The organism is Prosthecochloris marina (genome assembly GCF_003182595.1).
Taxonomy (GTDB): Bacteria; Bacteroidota; Chlorobiia; order Chlorobiales; family Chlorobiaceae; genus Prosthecochloris; species Prosthecochloris marina.
Window position 1 is genome coordinate 389,885 of the sequence record NZ_PDNZ01000001.1, and the last position, 17,942, is coordinate 407,826.

The window sequence follows — 17,942 nt, forward strand, 5'->3', positions numbered from 1 at the left end:
ACTATTTTTTCCCCTCTGATCCTCTCAGGATTTTCCCTTAAAAAAAGCATATCCCGGAGAACAGAAGCCCCTTTACCTCCTATAGATAGAGAACTTAGGGGACGTAGTTTATTAGCGATAAAAGATCACCGACCGACCGAACCATATGGCTGACTACTTCGGTTGTAAACCATAACTGCCGCGCAGTCTCTGCCAGTGATAAACCATACTCTTTGACAAACTTCTCCACCAACGCTCTTCGTATTGCAGGTAATTCTCCTTTTCTGCTGCCTGAACGTAACAAAACAACTTTGATCACCCCTTTGCTGGATGCGTCCTCATTGACATCAATGCGAAAGCATAAATACTCGTGCTTATCCCCTGAGCCTGTTCATCCATTCGACGATGATACTCTTTTCTGTCTTGGTCATCTCGAACGATATTGCCTTTCTCAATTTCCCGGAATAATGACATGAAATAATGTCCCTGGCGTATCCAGCTTTGCTCCTTTCGGCATTACTTTCTTTTATATATCCAAGTTTTTGTCATGGCTTTTATATATTAACCAACAACCTGCTTTTAAAGCTAATAAATTACGCTCCCTTTTACTTTTATGAGAATAGCCTCAGTGCTTATCCTTTGTATTTCTTGCTTACTGATTCCAGCAAGCAAGAGAGCGGATGCATCGAAAAAACAGCTTTCTTTGCAGTTCACATCGTTACAGGAGGATGAAAAGGCAAGTTATCTCGATGCATTGGAAAAAGAGGTCATCCTTCACCTGAACATGGCTCGCACCGATCCGGAAAAATACGCACGGCAATATATTTTGCCGAGGACATGCTATTTCACAGGAAACATCTATCATGATCCCCGAAATCCGCAATTCGAAAACGGGTACCGGACCCGCGAAGGTTTAACAGCAGTTCGAGAATGCGTCAATGCCATGAAGAGAGTAAGTCCGGCGGGAGTCCTTTTTCCATCTGAAAGAATATCAATTGTTGCTCAATCACATGCCAGCTACATGTCCCGCACCGGCAAAACCGGGCACAGAGGACCGGACGGATCAAAACCCGGAACCCGTCTCAGGCAATTCGGCAATTGGAGGATTACCGGAGAAAACATCTCCTACGGCTTTAACACAGCCATTGAAATCGTCGCCTCCCTTCTCGTCGATGACGGAGTACCCAACAGAAAGCACCGAAGCATCATCCTGGACCCGGAGTTCAGCATTGTCGGCGTCGCCATCGAACCCCACCCCGTCTACGACTATGTCTGTGTGATCAATTTTGCTGGCGTATAAGAAGGATAAACGGCAGTACCGGCATTATTTCGGCGGGAATAATCCGTGTAACGACTTTGAGACTACAATCTTTTTTAGGACAATTTGGACCTCTCAACCGAATCCAGGCATCCGGATAAAGGATGCTTGACAACCGTTCATCAGCACGCTGCATACCAGAGGAAAAGGTAAGAGATTCTGCAACCGCGTGCGATCCACAGCTATAGACCATGCTTTTCGAGGCACTTAACGGGATTATTTTAACACGCTAGAAGTTTGTATCTGATGGCTTCACTACAGGATGCTTCCTATTTCACCAGATACCGGGAAATACTCGATACTTCGTTCGTTGTGCGTAAGCTTCGTAACCAATGAGCTCCTGTCGTAACATCTTGTCTTCCATTTTCGTCCTTACAATCATCAGGAGGGCGGACAGAAACCCGGGTATGAGCGCCCAGAACGAGCCTAAAAGCATCGGAGCAGCGAAACTCTGGATGATAGCACCAAGATAGCCGGGATGACGAATGTACTGATAAGGACCGGACATGCACACCGTTTGCCCCCGCTCTTTCTGAATACGAGACGCTGTTGTAAAGAAAGCATTTTCGAGAAGGGCCCAACTGAATAATCCAGTGCCGGCAAAAAAGCAGATTACCCCGACAATATGAACGTTTAAGGGTATATCAGCACTCCACCCATAACGCATATCAAGACCTGCTATCAATGGAACAGCAAGAAAATACAATAGCGCCCAAAGTCCACCGATCAATTTCTCCCAGCCATGCTCTATTTGGGTCATACTGCGTTCAGCAATGATCTCCGGTCTCCGCTTGAGAAGAGCTATCGAGTTGAAAACCGTGCTACCAATGTATATACCGATGAAAACCCAGGCCCATAGCCAATCAGTGTGTCCGGACGAGAAAAGGAGAACTGCTGAAAGGATACCGAACAAAACCAGAATTTGGATGAAACGCCTGACGATACCAATCCTGACTGCAGGAGTAATGGAGTTATTGTTGACAAACATGAAAATCAGCTGACATTTTCAAAAAAACACGACATTTTATCGATCTGAAATCAAGTGTTGTGCAGAACGGATGGTTAGTATACCTCCGGAACTCAACGCTTTGTACTACACCGAGGACTCGTTCGCTCTGATGGCATCAAAAAACTCCTGCCAGCTTGCATGGCCCTTACCGGCAGCTTCTGCATAATGACTTGGATTGTCGAAAGCTCCCTCTCGAATACCTTGGTATATGCCGGCGATGATCGAACCTAAAAACTCACCTAGTTCATCTATTCGGTCCTGTCGGAACTCTTCCACCGAAGTTGATGTGTAGGTCAACGTAGTACTAAAGGCATAGTTGAGGTACTCAGCAAGCTGCCGCTGAGTGATAGCTTCGCCATGCAAATTGTAGGTTCTACCGTTATGCTCGTCATCGGTTATCATTCGCGCATAGGCATACGCGAGTTCTGGTCGTGTCGTGTAGCCGCACTTACCGGAACCGGCGCAGTTTACAATTCCTCCCTTTTCTTCGTAGACGTCGACATATTCAATATCAGGCTCGATATAGATCCCGTTGCGTCCGATAACCCAATCCATTTCGCTGTTTCGAATATCTTGTTCGGTTTGTCGATTGGATTGAACAATGGGCGAGAAGGCTGTGTTTTCCTTTGCTCCTTGAATGCTGGTGTAGACTATTTTTCTGACTCCGTTTTCTTTGGCCGCTTGAATCACATTTCTGTGTTGCTCGATGCGCTTATCAGGAACATCGATGCCGGAAACCAACAAAACCACATCAACGGATTGCAATGACTTAACCAAGACTTCTTTGTCATTGTAGTTTACGGGACGGATTTCGATGTTCAGGTGCTTGGCTTTCTCCGGACTCCGCGCTAATCCAATCACGTTTTCATTCGACAACAAAGCAGCGGTGGCTTCAACGATTTCCGTTCCAAGTTTTCCGCTCGCAGCGGTTATTGCTACTTTCAATTCGCCCTCCCCAAAAAGAATTGCCGTTTAATCAATTCATGCCCATCATCATCCATACCCATAAAGCAAACCAAACTCTTCAACGAATTTCTCAGCCAATGCTCTTCGTATTGCAGGTAATTCTCCTTTCTTGTCAGACCCTGAACGTAACAAAGCCACTGTGATTCCCGCTTTGCTGTTTTACCACTGATCAACCGTGTTAACAAATAGCTGATACAAATCCGAAGCACTATTCGGACATCCACCGTAATTATGTATACCAACTGCTACGCTTCGGTCTTTAAGAAGCGGAGAGCCACTCTGCCCACCATAAGTATCGAGCATGTACTTGAACTGCCCCCCGGCTTTCCTTAGTGAGTCCTCCATGCGATATTGAAATATTCCGGTATCCCTATCAGCGGGATAACCACATATTTCACCACGAACAGGATCTTCAAGCATTGGGGTTAAAACATCAGAATGACTCACATCAGAACCGATCTTTATCGCCCCCATGTCGTAACGTGGAATACCTTTTTCTTTCCAACCACGTGTTGTTGTAAAAGCACTTGCATAGTAACGCCCGTATGGTTCGGCCTTTCCGGATTTACCAGGGACTACGATGATCGATTTCATCCATCCCTTTTCTTTTCGGTCATATACACAGTGGCCTGCTGTATACAGTTTGTTGGTATGAGTTAGCCAACCTGTACCTATGTAATTCTTCTTCCCGGATGGAGATTTCATATAAAGCTTACATATGGCCTTATAAGGCATCGTGGTGGTGGTTGTCACCTTGATTCGGTCATCGCCTCCGCAAACAGCCTTAGCAGTAAGATCTTCTTCGGTCCGATAATACCGTGGAGTAATATCTTCTTCATCAAAATCAGTTGTAGATTCTATCCAATTTGAGAAAACCATCTCTTCCGCCTCTTGCTGCGTTAACTCCAACATCAGCTACACTCCTTCTGTTGTATCATGAACTTTAAGCATGTTGCCCGGATTACATACCCCAAAATTAAAACATCATCTATACTACAGATTTTTCATAATATACACACACATAACACACCGTATTTCACCTTTACACTCTCCGTTTACTATCATGTACAACATTCTTTTTCAGCTTTAGACTATCAAAACCATCTTTCCGTTCTCATCACGACCCAACCTTCCTGGCCAATGAACGAAAAAGCAAAAAAAGTTTCCCCACTCAGACAATAATCTGCATCTTGATCACAACAAGTGACGTTAATTATTTTTATTTTTTTGTCTTACAAATACACCAAAAACACGAAAATTCCTTAAAAAAACATAGCATGCGCAATTGCCTCAACCATACCCTTCCATTTTTACTGCTTTCTCTGACTCTTCTCTCCTGCTCCGGTACGGACAGCGGCCTCCGCATCTACGAGCAGGAAAAAGTGATGATGGGAACGGTGATGAAGATCAAGGCGGTCGCGGAAGGTGATGCAGAGGAGAAAGCGAAGGAAGCGTTTGATACCGCATTCCGTGAAATTGCAGAGCTGGAGTCGGAGCTGAGCGAGTGGCAGCCAGCGAGTCCGGTTTCCGAGGTCAACCGGCAAGCCGGGGTTGGATCCGTTAGGGTTCCTCAGTCCGTTATAACGGTAACAAAGAAGGCACTGGAAATAGCCCGCATAACGGAAGGAGCATTCGATGTAACATTCAAACCGATCGGCAGGCTCTGGAATGTCAAGGAAAGAACCTCTCCGCCTCCTCTTGACAGCATTCGAAAAGTTCTGACCCTGATCGATTACAAGCAGATCGATCTCGATACTCTGCAAAAAACCCTTCTCCTGAAAAAGATGGGCATGGAAATAGGTTTCGGGGGAATCGCAAAAGGGTATGCCGCTTTGCGTGCCGGCGAAGTGCTGGAAAGGTACGGTATCGATAACTATATCATCAATGCTGGAGGTGATCTCTATGTCAAGGGAAAAAAGGGTGAGCGGCAATGGACGTCAGGCATCAAAAATCCCGATACGAAACAAAAGACGCCACTGATTGCATTCGGTGTCATCAAAGCCTGTGGCATCGCGACGAGCGGTGATTATGAAAGCTATTTTGTGCACGAAGGCATCCGTTACCACCACATCATCGACCTGAAAACCGGCTATCCTACCCGAGGAATCAAAAGCGTTACGGTGTTTTCGGAGGATCCGGCAAAAGCCGATGCTTACGCCACGGCGTTCTTCATTCTCGGACATGAAAATGCCCTGCACATTGTCGAGCAGGACCCGTCACTTGCCTTCATTTTGATCGACGCCAAAGACGGGATTTTCAAAAGCCCGAATATCGGTGAGTTTATCGAGGAAATAAGAAAAAAGTAAACGATGGATTCCCGTGTCAAGCACGGGAATGACTGAAAAGGAAAAGCCAAATGCCCTACAGGCAGTCATGCCGGACTTGATCCGGCATCCATATTGCGGTTGGGAAAAAGATCGATCACCGGGTAAGACCTGTGAAATAGTGGTTTTGGATTTCACAGGTCAGGCCCGGGGATGACTAAAAAAGAGAGATCACTGCTTTTGAGAGAAATGCTCACCTGAATCCCGATCGCGACAGACAAATCGGGATCAACGAAACTCCTGAATAGCATAGCAGGTTTATGAACCTCTGGACTGACGGTATAAGTTAATCAACCCGTTGGTCGATGAGTCATGCGTTTTGGCATCTTGCTCTCCCTGAATTTCCGGCAAAATTGCTTTAGCAAGCTGCTTGCCGAGTTCGACGCCCCACTGGTCGAACGAGTTGATCCTCCATATCACGCCCTGCACGAATACCTTATGCTCATACATCGCGATCAGGCTGCCGAGGTTGAATGGGTTGATTTCCGAAAAAACGAGGGTGTTTGTCGGGCGATTGCCGGGAAACAGTTTATGAGGCAAAAGCTGTTCGATCCGCTCTTCCGGCATACCTGCATCGCGCATCTCTTTCTCCGCCTCTTTTGCAGTTTTTCCCCGCATCAGCGCTTCAGTCTGGGCAAAACAGTTGGCAAGCAGGATATCATGATGTTTCCCCGCCTGATTCTGGCTTTTAAGAGGCACTATAAAGTCAACGGGTATGAAGTTCGGCCCCTGATGCAGCAGTTGGAAAAAGGCATGCTGAGAGTTGGTTCCAGGCTCGCCCCAGATCACCGGACCCGTAGCATATCCGACTTCATCACCTTCCCTGTCGATTCTTTTACCGTTGCTTTCCATATCGAGCTGCTGAAGATAGGCCGGGAGACGGTGCAGATACTGATCATAAGGAATCACGGCATGGGAATGGACATCAAAAAAGTTGTTGTACCAGATACCAAGAAGGGCTAAAAGAACTGGAATATTGTTTTCAAATGGAGCCGTAAGAAAATGCTCGTCCATCGCATGCGCACCCGCAAGCAGTTCGGTAAACCTTTCGAACCCGACGTACAAGGCAATGGCAAGGCCGATGGATGACCAGAGGGAATAACGCCCACCAACCCAATCCCAGAAACGGAACATGTTATGGGCATCGATGCCGAACTCCTCAACTTTTTCCTGGTTGGTTGAAACTGCAACAAAATGCCGGGCGATGAACGATTCATCAACGGCCTTATCGAGAAACCATTTTCTTGCAGTATGCGCGTTGGTAAGGGTTTCCTGTGTGGTAAATGTTTTTGAAGCAATGATGAACAGTGTTGTATCAGCATCAAGTCCCCGCAATGTTTCAATAATATGCGTCCCGTCGATGTTGGACACAAAATGAACCTTGACCGCCCCATCAGCAAAGGGTCTAAGTGCCTCTGTCACCATATAAGGCCCAAGGTCCGATCCACCAATCCCGATGTTGACTACATCGGTGATTGCCTTCCCGCTGTATCCTTTCCATTCACCCGAAAGAATAAGCCCACAGAAACTCCTCATCTGGGCAAGAACTTCCCTTACATCACATCCAATGGTCTGCCCGTCGAGCTCCATTCTAAAACTCTCCGGCTGGCGAAGTGCCGTGTGAAGAACCGCCCTTTGTTCGGTAAAATTAATTTTTCTTCCGGCAAACATTTTTGCGCGATAACCCTCGACATCGGCTTCTTCTGCCAGAGAATTCAAAAGCTTTATCGTTTTTCCGTTGATTCTGTTTTTCGAGTAATCGAGCAAAAGATCACCGGTTCGAATCGAGAAACGCTCAAACCTCTCTGCATCATCTGCAAAGAGTTCTTTCATATGCAGTCTTTCAACGTCCTGTTTATGCGATGCCAAAGCCTTCCAGGCCGGGCTGTTTTGTATACTCATAGAAATATTGTTGAATTGTTGAGGTATTTTCGTCGCATTGAACCAGGCAGGCATCCCAACGAGTCTGGCCCCGCTTTATTTTTTTATGTAACACCTAACACGTAATACATCTTTTTGTCCTTTGCCGACCGCCTCCTGAAGACTGCCTATTGACTCCCCCCCTGGTCACTCGTCACTTGTTTCTTGTCACTATTTCTTAATACGGCCTCATCTTCAGGCGTAATTTCCAACCGTTCTCGAAATTCTCCTGACCAATTATTTCGGCAAACGCACGCATGAGAAAAACCCCTCTACCCGACGGTTCCATGAGTAAGCCAGAACTTGTCGGGTCGTGAATTTCGTGCACTGCAAAACCACTTCCGGCATCTGCAACTTCGATAAACAAAGTTCTGGCATCAGGTTCACGAAGAGACTCGAACCCCAGGCCGACGACAGCAGCTTTATTCCCGGCGTTGCCATGCTTCACTGCATTGACAAATGCTTCCTTGACCACAAACGAAAGCTCCTGAAAGAACTCTTCACTGAACCCTTCACGCTCAGACATCACCTCAAGAAAGTCCTGAAGCTTCAGGAATTCATCATAACTGCTTGAAAGCAAAAGATTGTATGCCTTGCATGCCTCCATAAAAGAAGTGCAGATCTTTCTTTTTCCAACTTCGAGGTTCTTACCGCAGAAAAGTTACAACGAAAGAGTCTTGAACACAACCACCAATTTCCAGCCTGATAAGACTCGCCTTATTTTTTAAACCCAAAAGACGTTTTCTCATAAAAAAATCTTACACATTTGTATTTTTTTATTAAAAATTTATATTGTTGACAGAATTTCTTCTAAGAAATTTATGGGAAGAGGGAAAACAACCTGAATCATTTAAACAACTCAAAAAAAACACGCATGAAATCATCAGTAACATCACTCGGCCTGGTCTCATGCGGCCTGCTGGTGGCGGGAATCATTCCCGGACCACCGCTGCTTGCCGCCGAGAGCGTTGATGCTGGAAGCATCAATGCCTATGCCATTGACAACATGTTCCTTTTCATCGCAGCGGTTCTCGTCCTGTTTATGCAGGCAGGATTCGCCATGGTCGAGGCCGGACTAAACTCGGCGAAAAACACGGTCAACATCTTGTTCAAAAACATGATGGACCTTTCGGTCGGGGCATTGTTGTTCTTTATCATCGGCTACGGACTCATGTATCCTGGCGACGCTTTCACAGGAGGCTGGTTTGGATTCGGCGGGTTCGGCATCGGCTCGGAAGCACCTGAAGCAGTAGGAGGAAACCTACATCCTGCTGTTGACTTTCTCTTTCAGGTAGCTTTCGCAGCAACTGCAGCCACAATTGTGTCAGGTGCGGTTGCAGGGAGAATGAAGTTTGAAGCATACCTGATCTATTCCGCCGTCATCACCGCTATCATCTATCCGATAAGCGGTTTCTGGAAATGGGGAGGCGGATGGTTGAACGAACTCGGGTTTTATGATTTTGCAGGCTCACTGGTGGTTCACGCCCTGGGTGGTTTTGCGGGTCTTGCCGCTGCAATCGTTCTCGGACCGCGTATTGGACGTTTCAACCCCGACGGCTCACCGAATGCTCTTCCGGGCCATAACCTTGCCATGAGCACATTAGGAGTCTTCATACTGCTTATCGGGTGGTTTGGATTCAACCCGGGAAGCCAACTTGCGATTGCAGGTGCGGATAACACGAATATCGTGATGATTATTGCAACAAACACACTCCTTGCAGCGGCGGCCGGTGCTGTGTTTGCGATGCTCGCTGCATGGACCGTGTTTAAAAAACCTGACCTCACCATGGCAATGAACGGCGTACTCGGGGGACTTGTCGGTATCACTGCGAACTGTGACTCGGTCACCTACAATGAGGCGATCATTATAGGTGCAGTTGCCGGTATCCTGATTGTTGCCGGTGTCAAGCTGCTTGACATGCTGAAAATCGATGATCCTGTCGGTGCATGGCCGGTACACGGCCTCAATGGAATCTGGGGCGGAATTGCCACCGGCATTTTCGGCGGACACCCGATTGTTGCCCAGATTATCGGTTCAATCGCCATTCCGCTTTGGGGATTTGCAACCATGTTGGTGCTCTTCCTGATTCTCAAGGCTGCCGGCATTTTGAGAGTATCCAGAGACGAAGAAATGAAAGGCCTCGATATTTCCGAACATGAGGAAGAAGCCTACCACGGTTTCCAGATATTTTCAAACCAGTAACGCCTAAACAGGAGCCAATATCATGAAATACATTGTAGCAATGATCCAGCCTCACAAGCTGCCGGACGTCAAGGCCGCCCTTGCTGAAGCAGGAATCTATAAAATGACCGTAACAAATGTTCTGGGTTGCGGAGCTCAGGGCGGATATACAGAGGTTTACCGCGGAGTTCCCAGCGAGATCAATCTCCTGAAAAAAATAAAACTCGAAATCGGCGTCAATGAAGAGTTCGAGCAGAAAACAATAGACGCCATTATCAAGGGAGCCAAAACAGGAGAAATCGGAGATGGAAAGATCTTCGTCTTCGATCTGCCGAAATGCATCAGGATACGCACAGAAGAGACAGGCAACGATGCTATCGGTTAATCACAAAAAAACCCGGAAAACCTTTTGGAAAAGGGTTTTCCGGGGAATCAACAACAGCAACACTCAATCAATACTCGAAAAGGAAGTTCAATCATGAAAAAAACATCCAAATTCTTTACCCTCATTGTCGGTCTTGTGCTTTTGTTTACCGGAACCGTTAAAGCCGAAGGCTTTGACATTGGTGCCGATGTCGTGAGCAGATATGTGTGGAGGGGCACCCAGTTCGGGGATGGCATCGCTGCGCAGCCATGGCTAAGCTATACGTTTCCCGGTATTGGAATCGAGGTCGGTGCATGGGGTTCATATGATATCAGCGATGACGATGCGAGTGAAGCGGACCTTTATGTCACCGTTCCGATTGGCGATTCTTTCAGCTTCACCGTAACCGACTACTTTTTTCCGACCGGAGGCTTTGACGACTATTTCAACTGGGGTGACGACGGAAGTCACACAGTCGAACTCGCTGCCGGATTCGATGCCGATAAATTCAACCTGTTCGGTGCCGTCAACGTAAGCGGCGACGATGACAATTCGATGTACTTCGAAGCAGGCTACAATTTTTATGACAAAGATGACTACAGTGCCTCCCTCTTTGTAGGGGGTGGTGACGGCATGTACACAAATGACAGCGATGCCTCTGGTGATTTCGATATTGTCAATGTAGGACTGAGTGTGTCGAAAGATATCTTTTCGGCATCCTATATCGTCAACCCGGATCTGGAAACATCCTGGCTTATTGTCGGCGTAACCTTACAGCCATGACAATCGGAAACATCTGCCTGTCGTGAGCAAAATTTCTCCGTTAGTGCTGCACCAGTAACAGTACCCGCTCCCGGCAGGCATAGTTTCCCCCACAAGAGACAAGTAGTCTCATTAGTCATACAACTTATCTTTATGCAGTCATCCTCGGGCTTGACCCGGGGATCCATCATTCAATGGAAGTCAGTATGGATGCCGCATCAAGTGCGGCATGACTTTCTACCGAAAACGCATTCACGGTGATCGATAGTCGTGAAGCAGTTCTTTTGAGACAGCCTCTCTTTTTCTGCACATAACAACACCGCCCTACAGGGTAGCACCTTTTTCAAAAATGTGTTACCTTATCTTGTAACCGAAAAGCAAGTGACATTTTGCTACACGATGCAAAGAAACTGTTATCCGGATTAAGAATTCAAGAAACATTCAAGGTTTGAAAAGTGATGCAGGACTCTGAGTTTTTTCTTTGGTCATTTTCGGACCTGCCTGCTGAATCAACAGTGCCTCCTCAACAACGCTATAGTCATGTTGACCGATGAAACGATTTGGCGTCTCACTGGAAGATGAGCTTCTGGACGAGCTGGATAAGCTGGTTGAAACGCATGCTTTTCCCAACCGGTCTCGGGCAATACGTTTTCTTATCCACAAGCATCTTACAGAGGAACAATGGAAAAGTAACCAGGAGGTAAGTGGCTGCCTTGTCATTGTCTACGACCATCACAAACCCAATCTGCAAAACAAGCTGACAACGATACAACACAATTATCATCATCTTGTGCTCTGCAGCCAACACGTTCATCTTGATCACAGCCACTGCATGGAAACCATAACGCTTAAAGGTAAAGCGAGAGAATTGCAGGAAATTGCCGACAAGCTGATTGCCGTCAAAGGCATAATTCATGGAGAACTCGTGATGAGCGTTATCGGAGAAGGAAACTCACGTATAAGTCAAAAATCAAGATTAAAAAGCCATGAAGCTACAACAGAAGCAACATGATTTTTTGATTTCGAAACGGTAGGCTCAGGTTTTTTGAACTGTAGAAATAAACCAGGTATGAAAAATACAACCTTGTTATGGAAATCACTGGTGGCTCTAACCCTTTTTACAATAGTATTCGTTCCGATAAAAGCTTACGCTCATTTCGGCATGGTCATTCCATCCGAAGACATTGTTGAAAAACAGAGTCAATCATCGCTGACGGTAAACATCATGTTCGCTCATCCTTTTGAAGGGCAATCAATGAACATGGAAAAACCGGAACTGTTCGGGGTTTTCAGTGAAGGCAGAAAAAAACAGCTCACCCCTCTGCTCAAGACTCATAACCTGACCATGTATGCCGATTCCTCTCCCAATCGTGCATGGCGGGCTTATTATACGGTGAAACACCCCGGAGATCACATATTTTTTATGGAACCCAAACCCTACTGGGAACCGGCTGAAGACAGCTATATCGTTCATTACACGAAAGTTATCGTAAACGCTTTCGGCAAAGAGGATGGCTGGGATTCGGAACTTGGCCTGAAAACCGAAATAATTCCCCTTACACGGCCCTACGGGCTTTATACCGGCAATGTCTTCCAGGGCATTGTCAAGGTCGATGGAAAACCTTCTCCATTCAGCGAAGTCGAAGTGGAATATTTCAATCAGAGCGGTGAAAACTCCGCACCGAAACCTCCCTTTATAACACAGGTAGTCAAAACCGATAAAAACGGGGTCTTTTCCTACGCCATCCCGAAAACGGGCTGGTGGGGTTTTGCCGCCCTCTCTACAGACAGCAGAACCATCATGCATGATGGCGAACCCAAACCTGTTGAGATCGGTGCGGTATTGTGGGTCAAAGCAGAGGATTTCAAATAAAATTCTTCACTAAGCGCCTATTGGGCTTTCAAGCCAACAAGCAAGAGCAGCATGCACATTTCAGAAGGAATTTTACCATGGGCGACTCTCGCCGGAGGCTATGCTGCAAGCGCATTGGGAGTTGCGATTGGCTTGAAAAAAATAGAAGATCAGCAGATGGTTAAAACCGCCATGCTCTCATCGACCTTTTTCATCGCCTCATTCATCCACATACCGTTGGGACCGACAAACATCCATCTTGTCATGAATGGATTTATCGGACTTCTTACCGGATGGTCATGCTTCATCGCAATCGGGATAGCACTGCTATTGCAGGCGCTGCTGTTTCAGTTCGGCGGCATTACAACTCTCGGCATCAATACGTTCAATATGGCGCTACCAGCCCTTGCCTGTTTTCTTATTTTTTCCCCTTTTCTGTCGAGCAAAAAAATCTCTGTGCTTCTAACCGGCTTTTTCAGCGGATTTGTTTCTGTTTTTTTGAGCGCGCTGCTTTTAAGTTTTTCTCTCGTGACTGCCGGGGAACCGTTCATACCTGCAGCAAAGCTTGTTTTTGCAGCAAACCTCCCCCTTATGATCGTTGACGGCATGATCACGGCCCTTGCTCTTCGGTTCATCGAAAGGGTCAAACCGGAAATACTTACTTCATGAAAAATATACTGCAACCCTCTGTGCAAGTTTTGCCGGGAAGCTCTCTATTTTTTTTCTTTCTGGCAATATTTCTGCTTACCTCACCCAATGCTCTTGCCCATAAAGTCAATCTTTTCTGCTGGTATGAAGGTACTGAACTTCATGGCGAAGGGTATTTTTCCGGAGGTAATCCTGCACAAAACAGCTCGATAAGGGTTTATGACCTTGAAAACGGCAATCTTCTCGCTTCATGTGTTACATCCCGCAAGGGAACATTCACGATATCTCTTGAAAAAAAGGTGCCGATAAAGGTTGTTCTCGACGCCGGACAGGGACACCGGGCAAGCTGGACCTGGAACAAGAAAAATGAACAGGCTGCCTCGACGGAAAACATCCACACTCCCGGTGTGAAAAACAAGACTACGGCCATTGCAGCAGGGCTCGTAGCCATAGTGGCTTTTTTCAGCTTTTTGTATCTCTGGAAACAACGCCATGCAGATTGAAGCATTCTCAAAAGGCAGGAGCCCGCTTCACAGTACCGACCCAAGGATGAAGCTTCTTGCTTGTCTACCGCTGATTTTGCTGACTGCATTGAGTCAAGACATCCTCCAGGTTACAGCATCTCTTGCCGGCGGCATCATTCTCGCAGCCGTTGCCGGAATTTACAGCCGTCTGCTGCTCCAAAGACTTGCCACCGTGAACGTGTTTATGATTTTTCTTTGGGCCACCATGCCTTTTACCATTTCCGGGGAACATTTCTGGAATATTGGGCCCTTGAATATATCCCGACAAGGCGTAACACTGCCTTTGCTGATAACCCTTAAAACTAACGCAATAGCCCTTTATACCATAGCACTTCCCGGCACCAGTACCATCATCGCTCTCTCCCACGCCATGCTTCATCTTCGGGTTCCGGGCAAACTTGTTACGATGTTCTACTTTTTCTACCGTTACATTGGTGTCATTGCTGATGAATTTTCAAAAATGCTTCGTATGCTGGAGGCTCGAGGGTTCCGCGCATCGACGAGTATCCATACCATTAAAGTTTACGCTTTCTTTACCGGCATGCTTTTCATTAAAAGCCATGAGCGTTCCGAAAGGGTATACAACGCGCTTGTGATGAGAAACTTTCACGGAGATTTTCCACTTCTCACCCACTTCACGTTGAAACAGCGGGACCTGATTTTCATGGCTGCCATGAGCTGTCTGTTCATGCTAATTGTGTTGCTATGAATTGCATCACCGTCGAAAACCTGAGTTTCTCCTACCCTGGTCATGTAGAAGTCTTCAATGGCCTGAGCCTTTCCATTGTCAATGGTGAAAAAGCAGGTATACGCGCTCCGAACGGCTCAGGAAAAAGTACCTTGTTCCTTCTGTTAGCGGGCTTGCTCAAGCCGGCATCCGGCAGTATTTCGCTCTGGGGAAAAGCAATGCAAACACCCGATGAGTTCAGAAAAACACGGTTGAAAATCGGGCTTCTTTTTCAGGACCCGGATGATCAGCTTTTCCTCCCTACCGTCGAAGAAGACATAGCCTTTGCACTTCTGAACCGGGGAATATCACGAGAAGATGCTCGCCAAAAAGTTGACGCACTTTGTGATACATTTCAGATAGCACATCTAAAAAAAAGAGTCCCCTTTCACCTTTCCTGGGGGCAGAAACGGCTTGTCTCACTTGCCGGCACACTGGTAACTGAACCGGACCTTTTGATGCTCGATGAGCCAACCGCCGGTATAGATGATACAGTAATCGAAACAATACTCAACTATCTCGAGGGTTTCAGGGGCACAATGCTTGTTTCATCTCACGATAGAAATTTTCTCGACCGTATATGCACCAGCCGATACCTCCTGACAAACAACCGGCTCGAAAAATGCTGAGAATTACAGTCAGCTTTTGCGTTTTTTGACTTTTGAATTTTGACCTTTGACTTACCTTTACAATTCCTTCTCGTAAATAACATACTCTTTGTACGGAATTCCACCGATAACCTTCGCAAGCTTGCTCATCGCTTCATTGGATTTAAGCACCCAGCTCATTTCACTTGAATAAAGCCCATGTTTTCCTCCATATTCGGAGATCTGGGCATTGAGGATACTGTCTATTCCCTTGTTGCGGTACTCAGGCAAAACGCCCATAACGATTGTCCTGAACGCTGAAATATTTCTTCCGTACCACCAAAATTTCAGAAGTCCCCATGGTGTAAACGGATTACCGTTTACATGCTTGAGAGGAATGTTCATATCGGGTAACGTCAATGAAAAACCTATGGGCCTGCCTTCTTTATCTTCCACAAAGTAGATGAAGTGCTCCTTTGCAACTTGTTTCATGCTTTTAGCCATGAAATCGAACTCCTTGTCGGTCATGGGGACAAAACCCCAGTTCTTTTCCCATGACCTGTTGTATATATCCCTTATCTTTGCAGCCTCGTTGTCAAAATCCTTCATGTTTATGGTTCTGATCGAAAGCTGTTCCCGCTTCATGACATGCTGGGCTATTCTGCTGAGACGTTTGATGTCGATAAGATCTTGATCGATATACCACGCGAGCAGTTCCTGGCCGATCTTATGGCCGGCATTGGTGACAAGGTTGTTGTAGTATGGAGGGTTATACAACATTAAAAACACCGGTGAACTGTCAAAACCTTTGACCAGCATACCGCACTGATCGTTCATCGAAGGGCTGACCGGCCCCCTCATCGCATCGAGCCCTTTTGCCTTCAACCACTGCGAAGCAGAGTCAAAGAGCGCGTTGGCAACGTCCTGATCGTTGATACATTCAAAAAAACCCCAGAATCCCGTTTTATCCTTATGGATCTCGTTATGCCTTCTGTTTTCAACTGCTGCAATCGTTCCGGCGATACGTCCGTTTTTCCATGCGGTAAACAAAGCGATGTCAGCATGATCATAGAGGGGATATTTCTCTTTGTCCAACGTTTTCATGTAATCTGCAACAACAGGAGGAACCCAGTATTTTTTGAGTTCAGAGTCTTTCCTGTAGACTTTCCAGGCAAATTTTATAAAGCTCTTTTTTTCTTTTTTGCTTTGAACACGCCTTATTTCAACCGACATAATAGTGTGAAATTGGATTTGACAAAGAGAGCAATGAAACAAAAACCCCCTTAAAGAGGGGGCTCTTGAAACTAGCTTTTTCGGCTATACTCTTATTTAAAAGCGTTGCCGGGTTCGGCACCGGCAGCCTTGAGTATTTTAGCCAAAGGGCAAAAACCGGTAAAAGAAGCTTGAAACAGGTTCAATCCTACGAATCCGGTAAACCACAACCAGTACTGGCTATGATATACTGACAAGAGCACACTTGCCATGATAAAAAAGCCTGCTACGGCAAAAACAAGTCGATCTATATTCATAATGTTACTTCTTTTGAAGTTAAGCGTTTTGTATTTGTACTAAAAAGAAATCAGGCTTCTGCATTTGAAGAGACAGCATGAAGCTTCATTGCGCCTTCCCGCAAGAGTTTCACCGTCTCTTCCCAGGAAATACAGGCGTCGGTGATTGAAACGCCGTACTGTAAGCCGGCCGGATTGTCAGGGAACGGTTGGTTACCGCAGAACAGGTTGCTTTCCATCATAACCCCCAGAATGCTTAAAGTACCGCTCACACGTTGCTCGATAATACTGTTCCATACTTTTGACTGCTGCTCATGTTTTTTACCCGAATTTGCATGGCTGCAATCAACCAAAAGATTTTTTGAAAGTTCCGCCTTTTCAAGACGCCGTTCAGCATCCGCTATATTATCGGCATCATAATTCGGGCGTCCGGAACCACCTCGCAGCACCATGTGCCCAAACGGGTTACCGGTCGTCGTGATAACACTGCTGTATCCGTCAGGATCGATTCCCAGAAAACTGTGTGAGTGCATCGCCGAACGTATTGCATCTATTGCAACCTGAACCCGGCCGTCGGTTGAATTCTTGAACCCGACGGGCATCGAAAGCCCGCTTGCCATTTGACGATGAGTCTGTGATTCGATTGTTCTTGCACCGATTGCAGCCCAACTCACAAGATCGGCAACATACTGAGGCGTAAAAGGATCGAGGAATTCGGTTGCAGCCGGTAAGCCGAGCGCATTGATATCAAACAAAAGTTTCCGGGCATAATAAAGCCCATGCTCGATATCGAAAGACCCGTCAAGGTGAGGATCGTTGATAAAACCTTTCCAACCGATCGTTGTTCTGGGTTTTTCAAAGTATACCCGCATGATAATGCAGAGATCGTCTTTCAGCTCTTCACGCAACCCCTTCAATCTGCGGGCATATTCCATGGCCGCGTTGATATCATGGATAGAACAGGGCCCCACGATTACCAGAAGCCTTGAATCTTTACCGGTTAAAATGCTCTCCACCTCTTGGCGCCCCTGAACAACCGTATCGGCAACCTCTCCGGTTACCTGGAGTTTATCTTTGAGATTACGTGGAGTCGTTAACCGTGCAATATTGGAAACTCGTATATCTTGTAACCTGTGCATTGGCTATACAAAAAAAATCTAACGTGTGTCATGGAAGCAACCTGCTACCTAGAAGCAGGGCTTGCAACAACAATTTTATGAAACTGCCTGTGATAGCAAGGAAGATAAAAAAACTCAGTAATAAATAATCATC

At 46.4% G+C, this 17,942-nt stretch carries 20 protein-coding genes and 1 pseudogene; 11 read left to right on the plus strand and 10 right to left on the minus strand.

Annotation, left to right across the window (positions count from 1 at the left end; all coding sequences use genetic code 11):
• Positions 1 to 94: 94 nt before the first annotated feature.
• The gene (locus CR164_RS12925; protein WP_146204126.1) at positions 95 to 298 is read right to left on the minus strand and encodes a hypothetical protein; all 204 of its coding nucleotides are present in this window, start codon (positions 296 to 298) and stop codon (positions 95 to 97) included.
• Positions 299 to 309: 11 nt separating this feature from the next.
• Positions 310 to 496, minus strand: a pseudogene (locus tag CR164_RS13340) (transposase); the annotation flags it as partial.
• 186 nt (positions 497 to 682) lie between these two features.
• On the opposite strand from CR164_RS13340, the gene CR164_RS01815 reads away from it, so the two are divergent.
• Positions 683 to 1,279 (plus strand): CAP domain-containing protein, encoded by a 597-nt coding sequence (locus CR164_RS01815; protein ID WP_161953468.1) that lies wholly within the window; start codon positions 683 to 685, stop codon positions 1,277 to 1,279.
• A gap of 292 nt (positions 1,280 to 1,571) precedes the next feature.
• Here the strand turns inward: CR164_RS01815 and CR164_RS01820 are convergent, their stop codons facing one another.
• The 3 genes from CR164_RS01820 to CR164_RS01830 form a co-directional block, all read right to left on the minus strand.
• Positions 1,572 to 2,285 (minus strand): methyltransferase family protein, encoded by a 714-nt coding sequence (locus CR164_RS01820; protein ID WP_110022198.1) that lies wholly within the window; start codon positions 2,283 to 2,285, stop codon positions 1,572 to 1,574.
• Between the two features lie 105 nt (positions 2,286 to 2,390).
• A complete protein-coding gene (locus CR164_RS01825; protein ID WP_110022199.1) occupies positions 2,391 to 3,251 on the minus strand; it encodes an NAD(P)H-binding protein in 861 nt (286 codons plus the stop codon).
• Positions 3,252 to 3,431: 180 nt separating this feature from the next.
• A complete protein-coding gene (locus CR164_RS01830; protein WP_110022200.1) occupies positions 3,432 to 4,184 on the minus strand; it encodes a trypsin-like serine peptidase in 753 nt (250 codons plus the stop codon).
• 365 nt (positions 4,185 to 4,549) lie between these two features.
• On the opposite strand from CR164_RS01830, the gene CR164_RS01835 reads away from it, so the two are divergent.
• Positions 4,550 to 5,578 carry an FAD:protein FMN transferase gene (locus tag CR164_RS01835; protein WP_110022201.1) on the plus strand — a complete coding sequence of 343 codons (1,029 nt, stop codon included), beginning with the start codon at positions 4,550 to 4,552 and terminating at the stop codon, positions 5,576 to 5,578.
• Positions 5,579 to 5,854: 276 nt separating this feature from the next.
• Here the strand turns inward: CR164_RS01835 and pgi are convergent, their stop codons facing one another.
• Both pgi and CR164_RS01845 read right to left on the minus strand, forming a co-directional pair.
• Entirely contained in the window at positions 5,855 to 7,498 is a 1,644-nt protein-coding gene (pgi, locus tag CR164_RS01840; RefSeq protein WP_110022301.1) for a glucose-6-phosphate isomerase, read from the minus strand.
• Between the two features lie 196 nt (positions 7,499 to 7,694).
• Complete coding sequence (locus tag CR164_RS01845; protein ID WP_110022202.1) at positions 7,695 to 8,123, minus strand: ATP-binding protein; 429 nt, start codon at positions 8,121 to 8,123, stop codon at positions 7,695 to 7,697.
• 267 nt (positions 8,124 to 8,390) lie between these two features.
• Here CR164_RS01845 and CR164_RS01850 point away from each other — a divergent pair, with 267 nt between their 5' ends.
• The 9 genes from CR164_RS01850 (at position 8,391) to CR164_RS01890 (ending at position 15,204) form a co-directional block, all read left to right on the plus strand.
• A complete protein-coding gene (locus CR164_RS01850) occupies positions 8,391 to 9,719 on the plus strand; it encodes an ammonium transporter (RefSeq protein WP_110022203.1) in 1,329 nt (442 codons plus the stop codon).
• A gap of 22 nt (positions 9,720 to 9,741) precedes the next feature.
• Complete coding sequence (locus tag CR164_RS01855; RefSeq protein ID WP_110022204.1) at positions 9,742 to 10,083, plus strand: P-II family nitrogen regulator; 342 nt, start codon at positions 9,742 to 9,744, stop codon at positions 10,081 to 10,083.
• A gap of 93 nt (positions 10,084 to 10,176) precedes the next feature.
• Positions 10,177 to 10,845 carry a TorF family putative porin gene (locus CR164_RS01860; RefSeq protein WP_110022205.1) on the plus strand — a complete coding sequence of 223 codons (669 nt, stop codon included), beginning with the start codon at positions 10,177 to 10,179 and terminating at the stop codon, positions 10,843 to 10,845.
• Positions 10,846 to 11,374: 529 nt separating this feature from the next.
• Positions 11,375 to 11,836: a nickel-responsive transcriptional regulator NikR gene (gene nikR / locus CR164_RS01865; protein WP_110022206.1), complete on the plus strand. Its 462-nt coding sequence runs from the start codon at positions 11,375 to 11,377 to the stop codon at positions 11,834 to 11,836.
• Positions 11,837 to 11,893: 57 nt separating this feature from the next.
• Positions 11,894 to 12,697, plus strand: coding sequence for a DUF4198 domain-containing protein (locus CR164_RS01870; protein WP_110022207.1), 804 nt, complete (start codon positions 11,894 to 11,896; stop codon positions 12,695 to 12,697).
• A gap of 51 nt (positions 12,698 to 12,748) precedes the next feature.
• Positions 12,749 to 13,345, plus strand: a complete 597-nt coding sequence (gene cbiM / locus CR164_RS01875; protein WP_110022208.1) for a cobalt transporter CbiM — start codon at positions 12,749 to 12,751, stop codon at positions 13,343 to 13,345.
• Positions 13,342 to 13,827 (plus strand): hypothetical protein, encoded by a 486-nt coding sequence (locus CR164_RS01880; protein ID WP_110022209.1) that lies wholly within the window; start codon positions 13,342 to 13,344, stop codon positions 13,825 to 13,827. Before cbiM ends, CR164_RS01880 begins: the two co-directional genes overlap by 4 nt.
• Positions 13,817 to 14,557, plus strand: a complete 741-nt coding sequence (cbiQ, locus tag CR164_RS01885) for a cobalt ECF transporter T component CbiQ (RefSeq protein ID WP_110022210.1) — start codon at positions 13,817 to 13,819, stop codon at positions 14,555 to 14,557. The genes CR164_RS01880 and cbiQ overlap by 11 nt, the downstream gene beginning before the upstream one ends.
• Positions 14,554 to 15,204, plus strand: coding sequence for an energy-coupling factor ABC transporter ATP-binding protein (locus CR164_RS01890; RefSeq protein ID WP_110022211.1), 651 nt, complete (start codon positions 14,554 to 14,556; stop codon positions 15,202 to 15,204). The genes cbiQ and CR164_RS01890 overlap by 4 nt, the downstream gene beginning before the upstream one ends.
• A 57-nt stretch (positions 15,205 to 15,261) precedes the next feature.
• Here CR164_RS01890 and CR164_RS01895 read toward each other — a convergent pair whose 3' ends face one another.
• The 3 genes from CR164_RS01895 to CR164_RS01905 all read right to left on the minus strand — a co-directional run bounded on the left by CR164_RS01895 (position 15,262) and on the right by CR164_RS01905 (position 17,809).
• Positions 15,262 to 16,395: a GNAT family N-acetyltransferase gene (locus CR164_RS01895; RefSeq protein WP_110022212.1), complete on the minus strand. Its 1,134-nt coding sequence runs from the start codon at positions 16,393 to 16,395 to the stop codon at positions 15,262 to 15,264.
• A gap of 92 nt (positions 16,396 to 16,487) precedes the next feature.
• Complete coding sequence (locus tag CR164_RS01900; protein WP_110022213.1) at positions 16,488 to 16,691, minus strand: YgaP family membrane protein; 204 nt, start codon at positions 16,689 to 16,691, stop codon at positions 16,488 to 16,490.
• A gap of 50 nt (positions 16,692 to 16,741) precedes the next feature.
• Positions 16,742 to 17,809 (minus strand): 3-deoxy-7-phosphoheptulonate synthase, encoded by a 1,068-nt coding sequence (locus CR164_RS01905; protein WP_110022214.1) that lies wholly within the window; start codon positions 17,807 to 17,809, stop codon positions 16,742 to 16,744.
• Between the last annotated feature and the right edge of the window lie 133 nt (positions 17,810 to 17,942).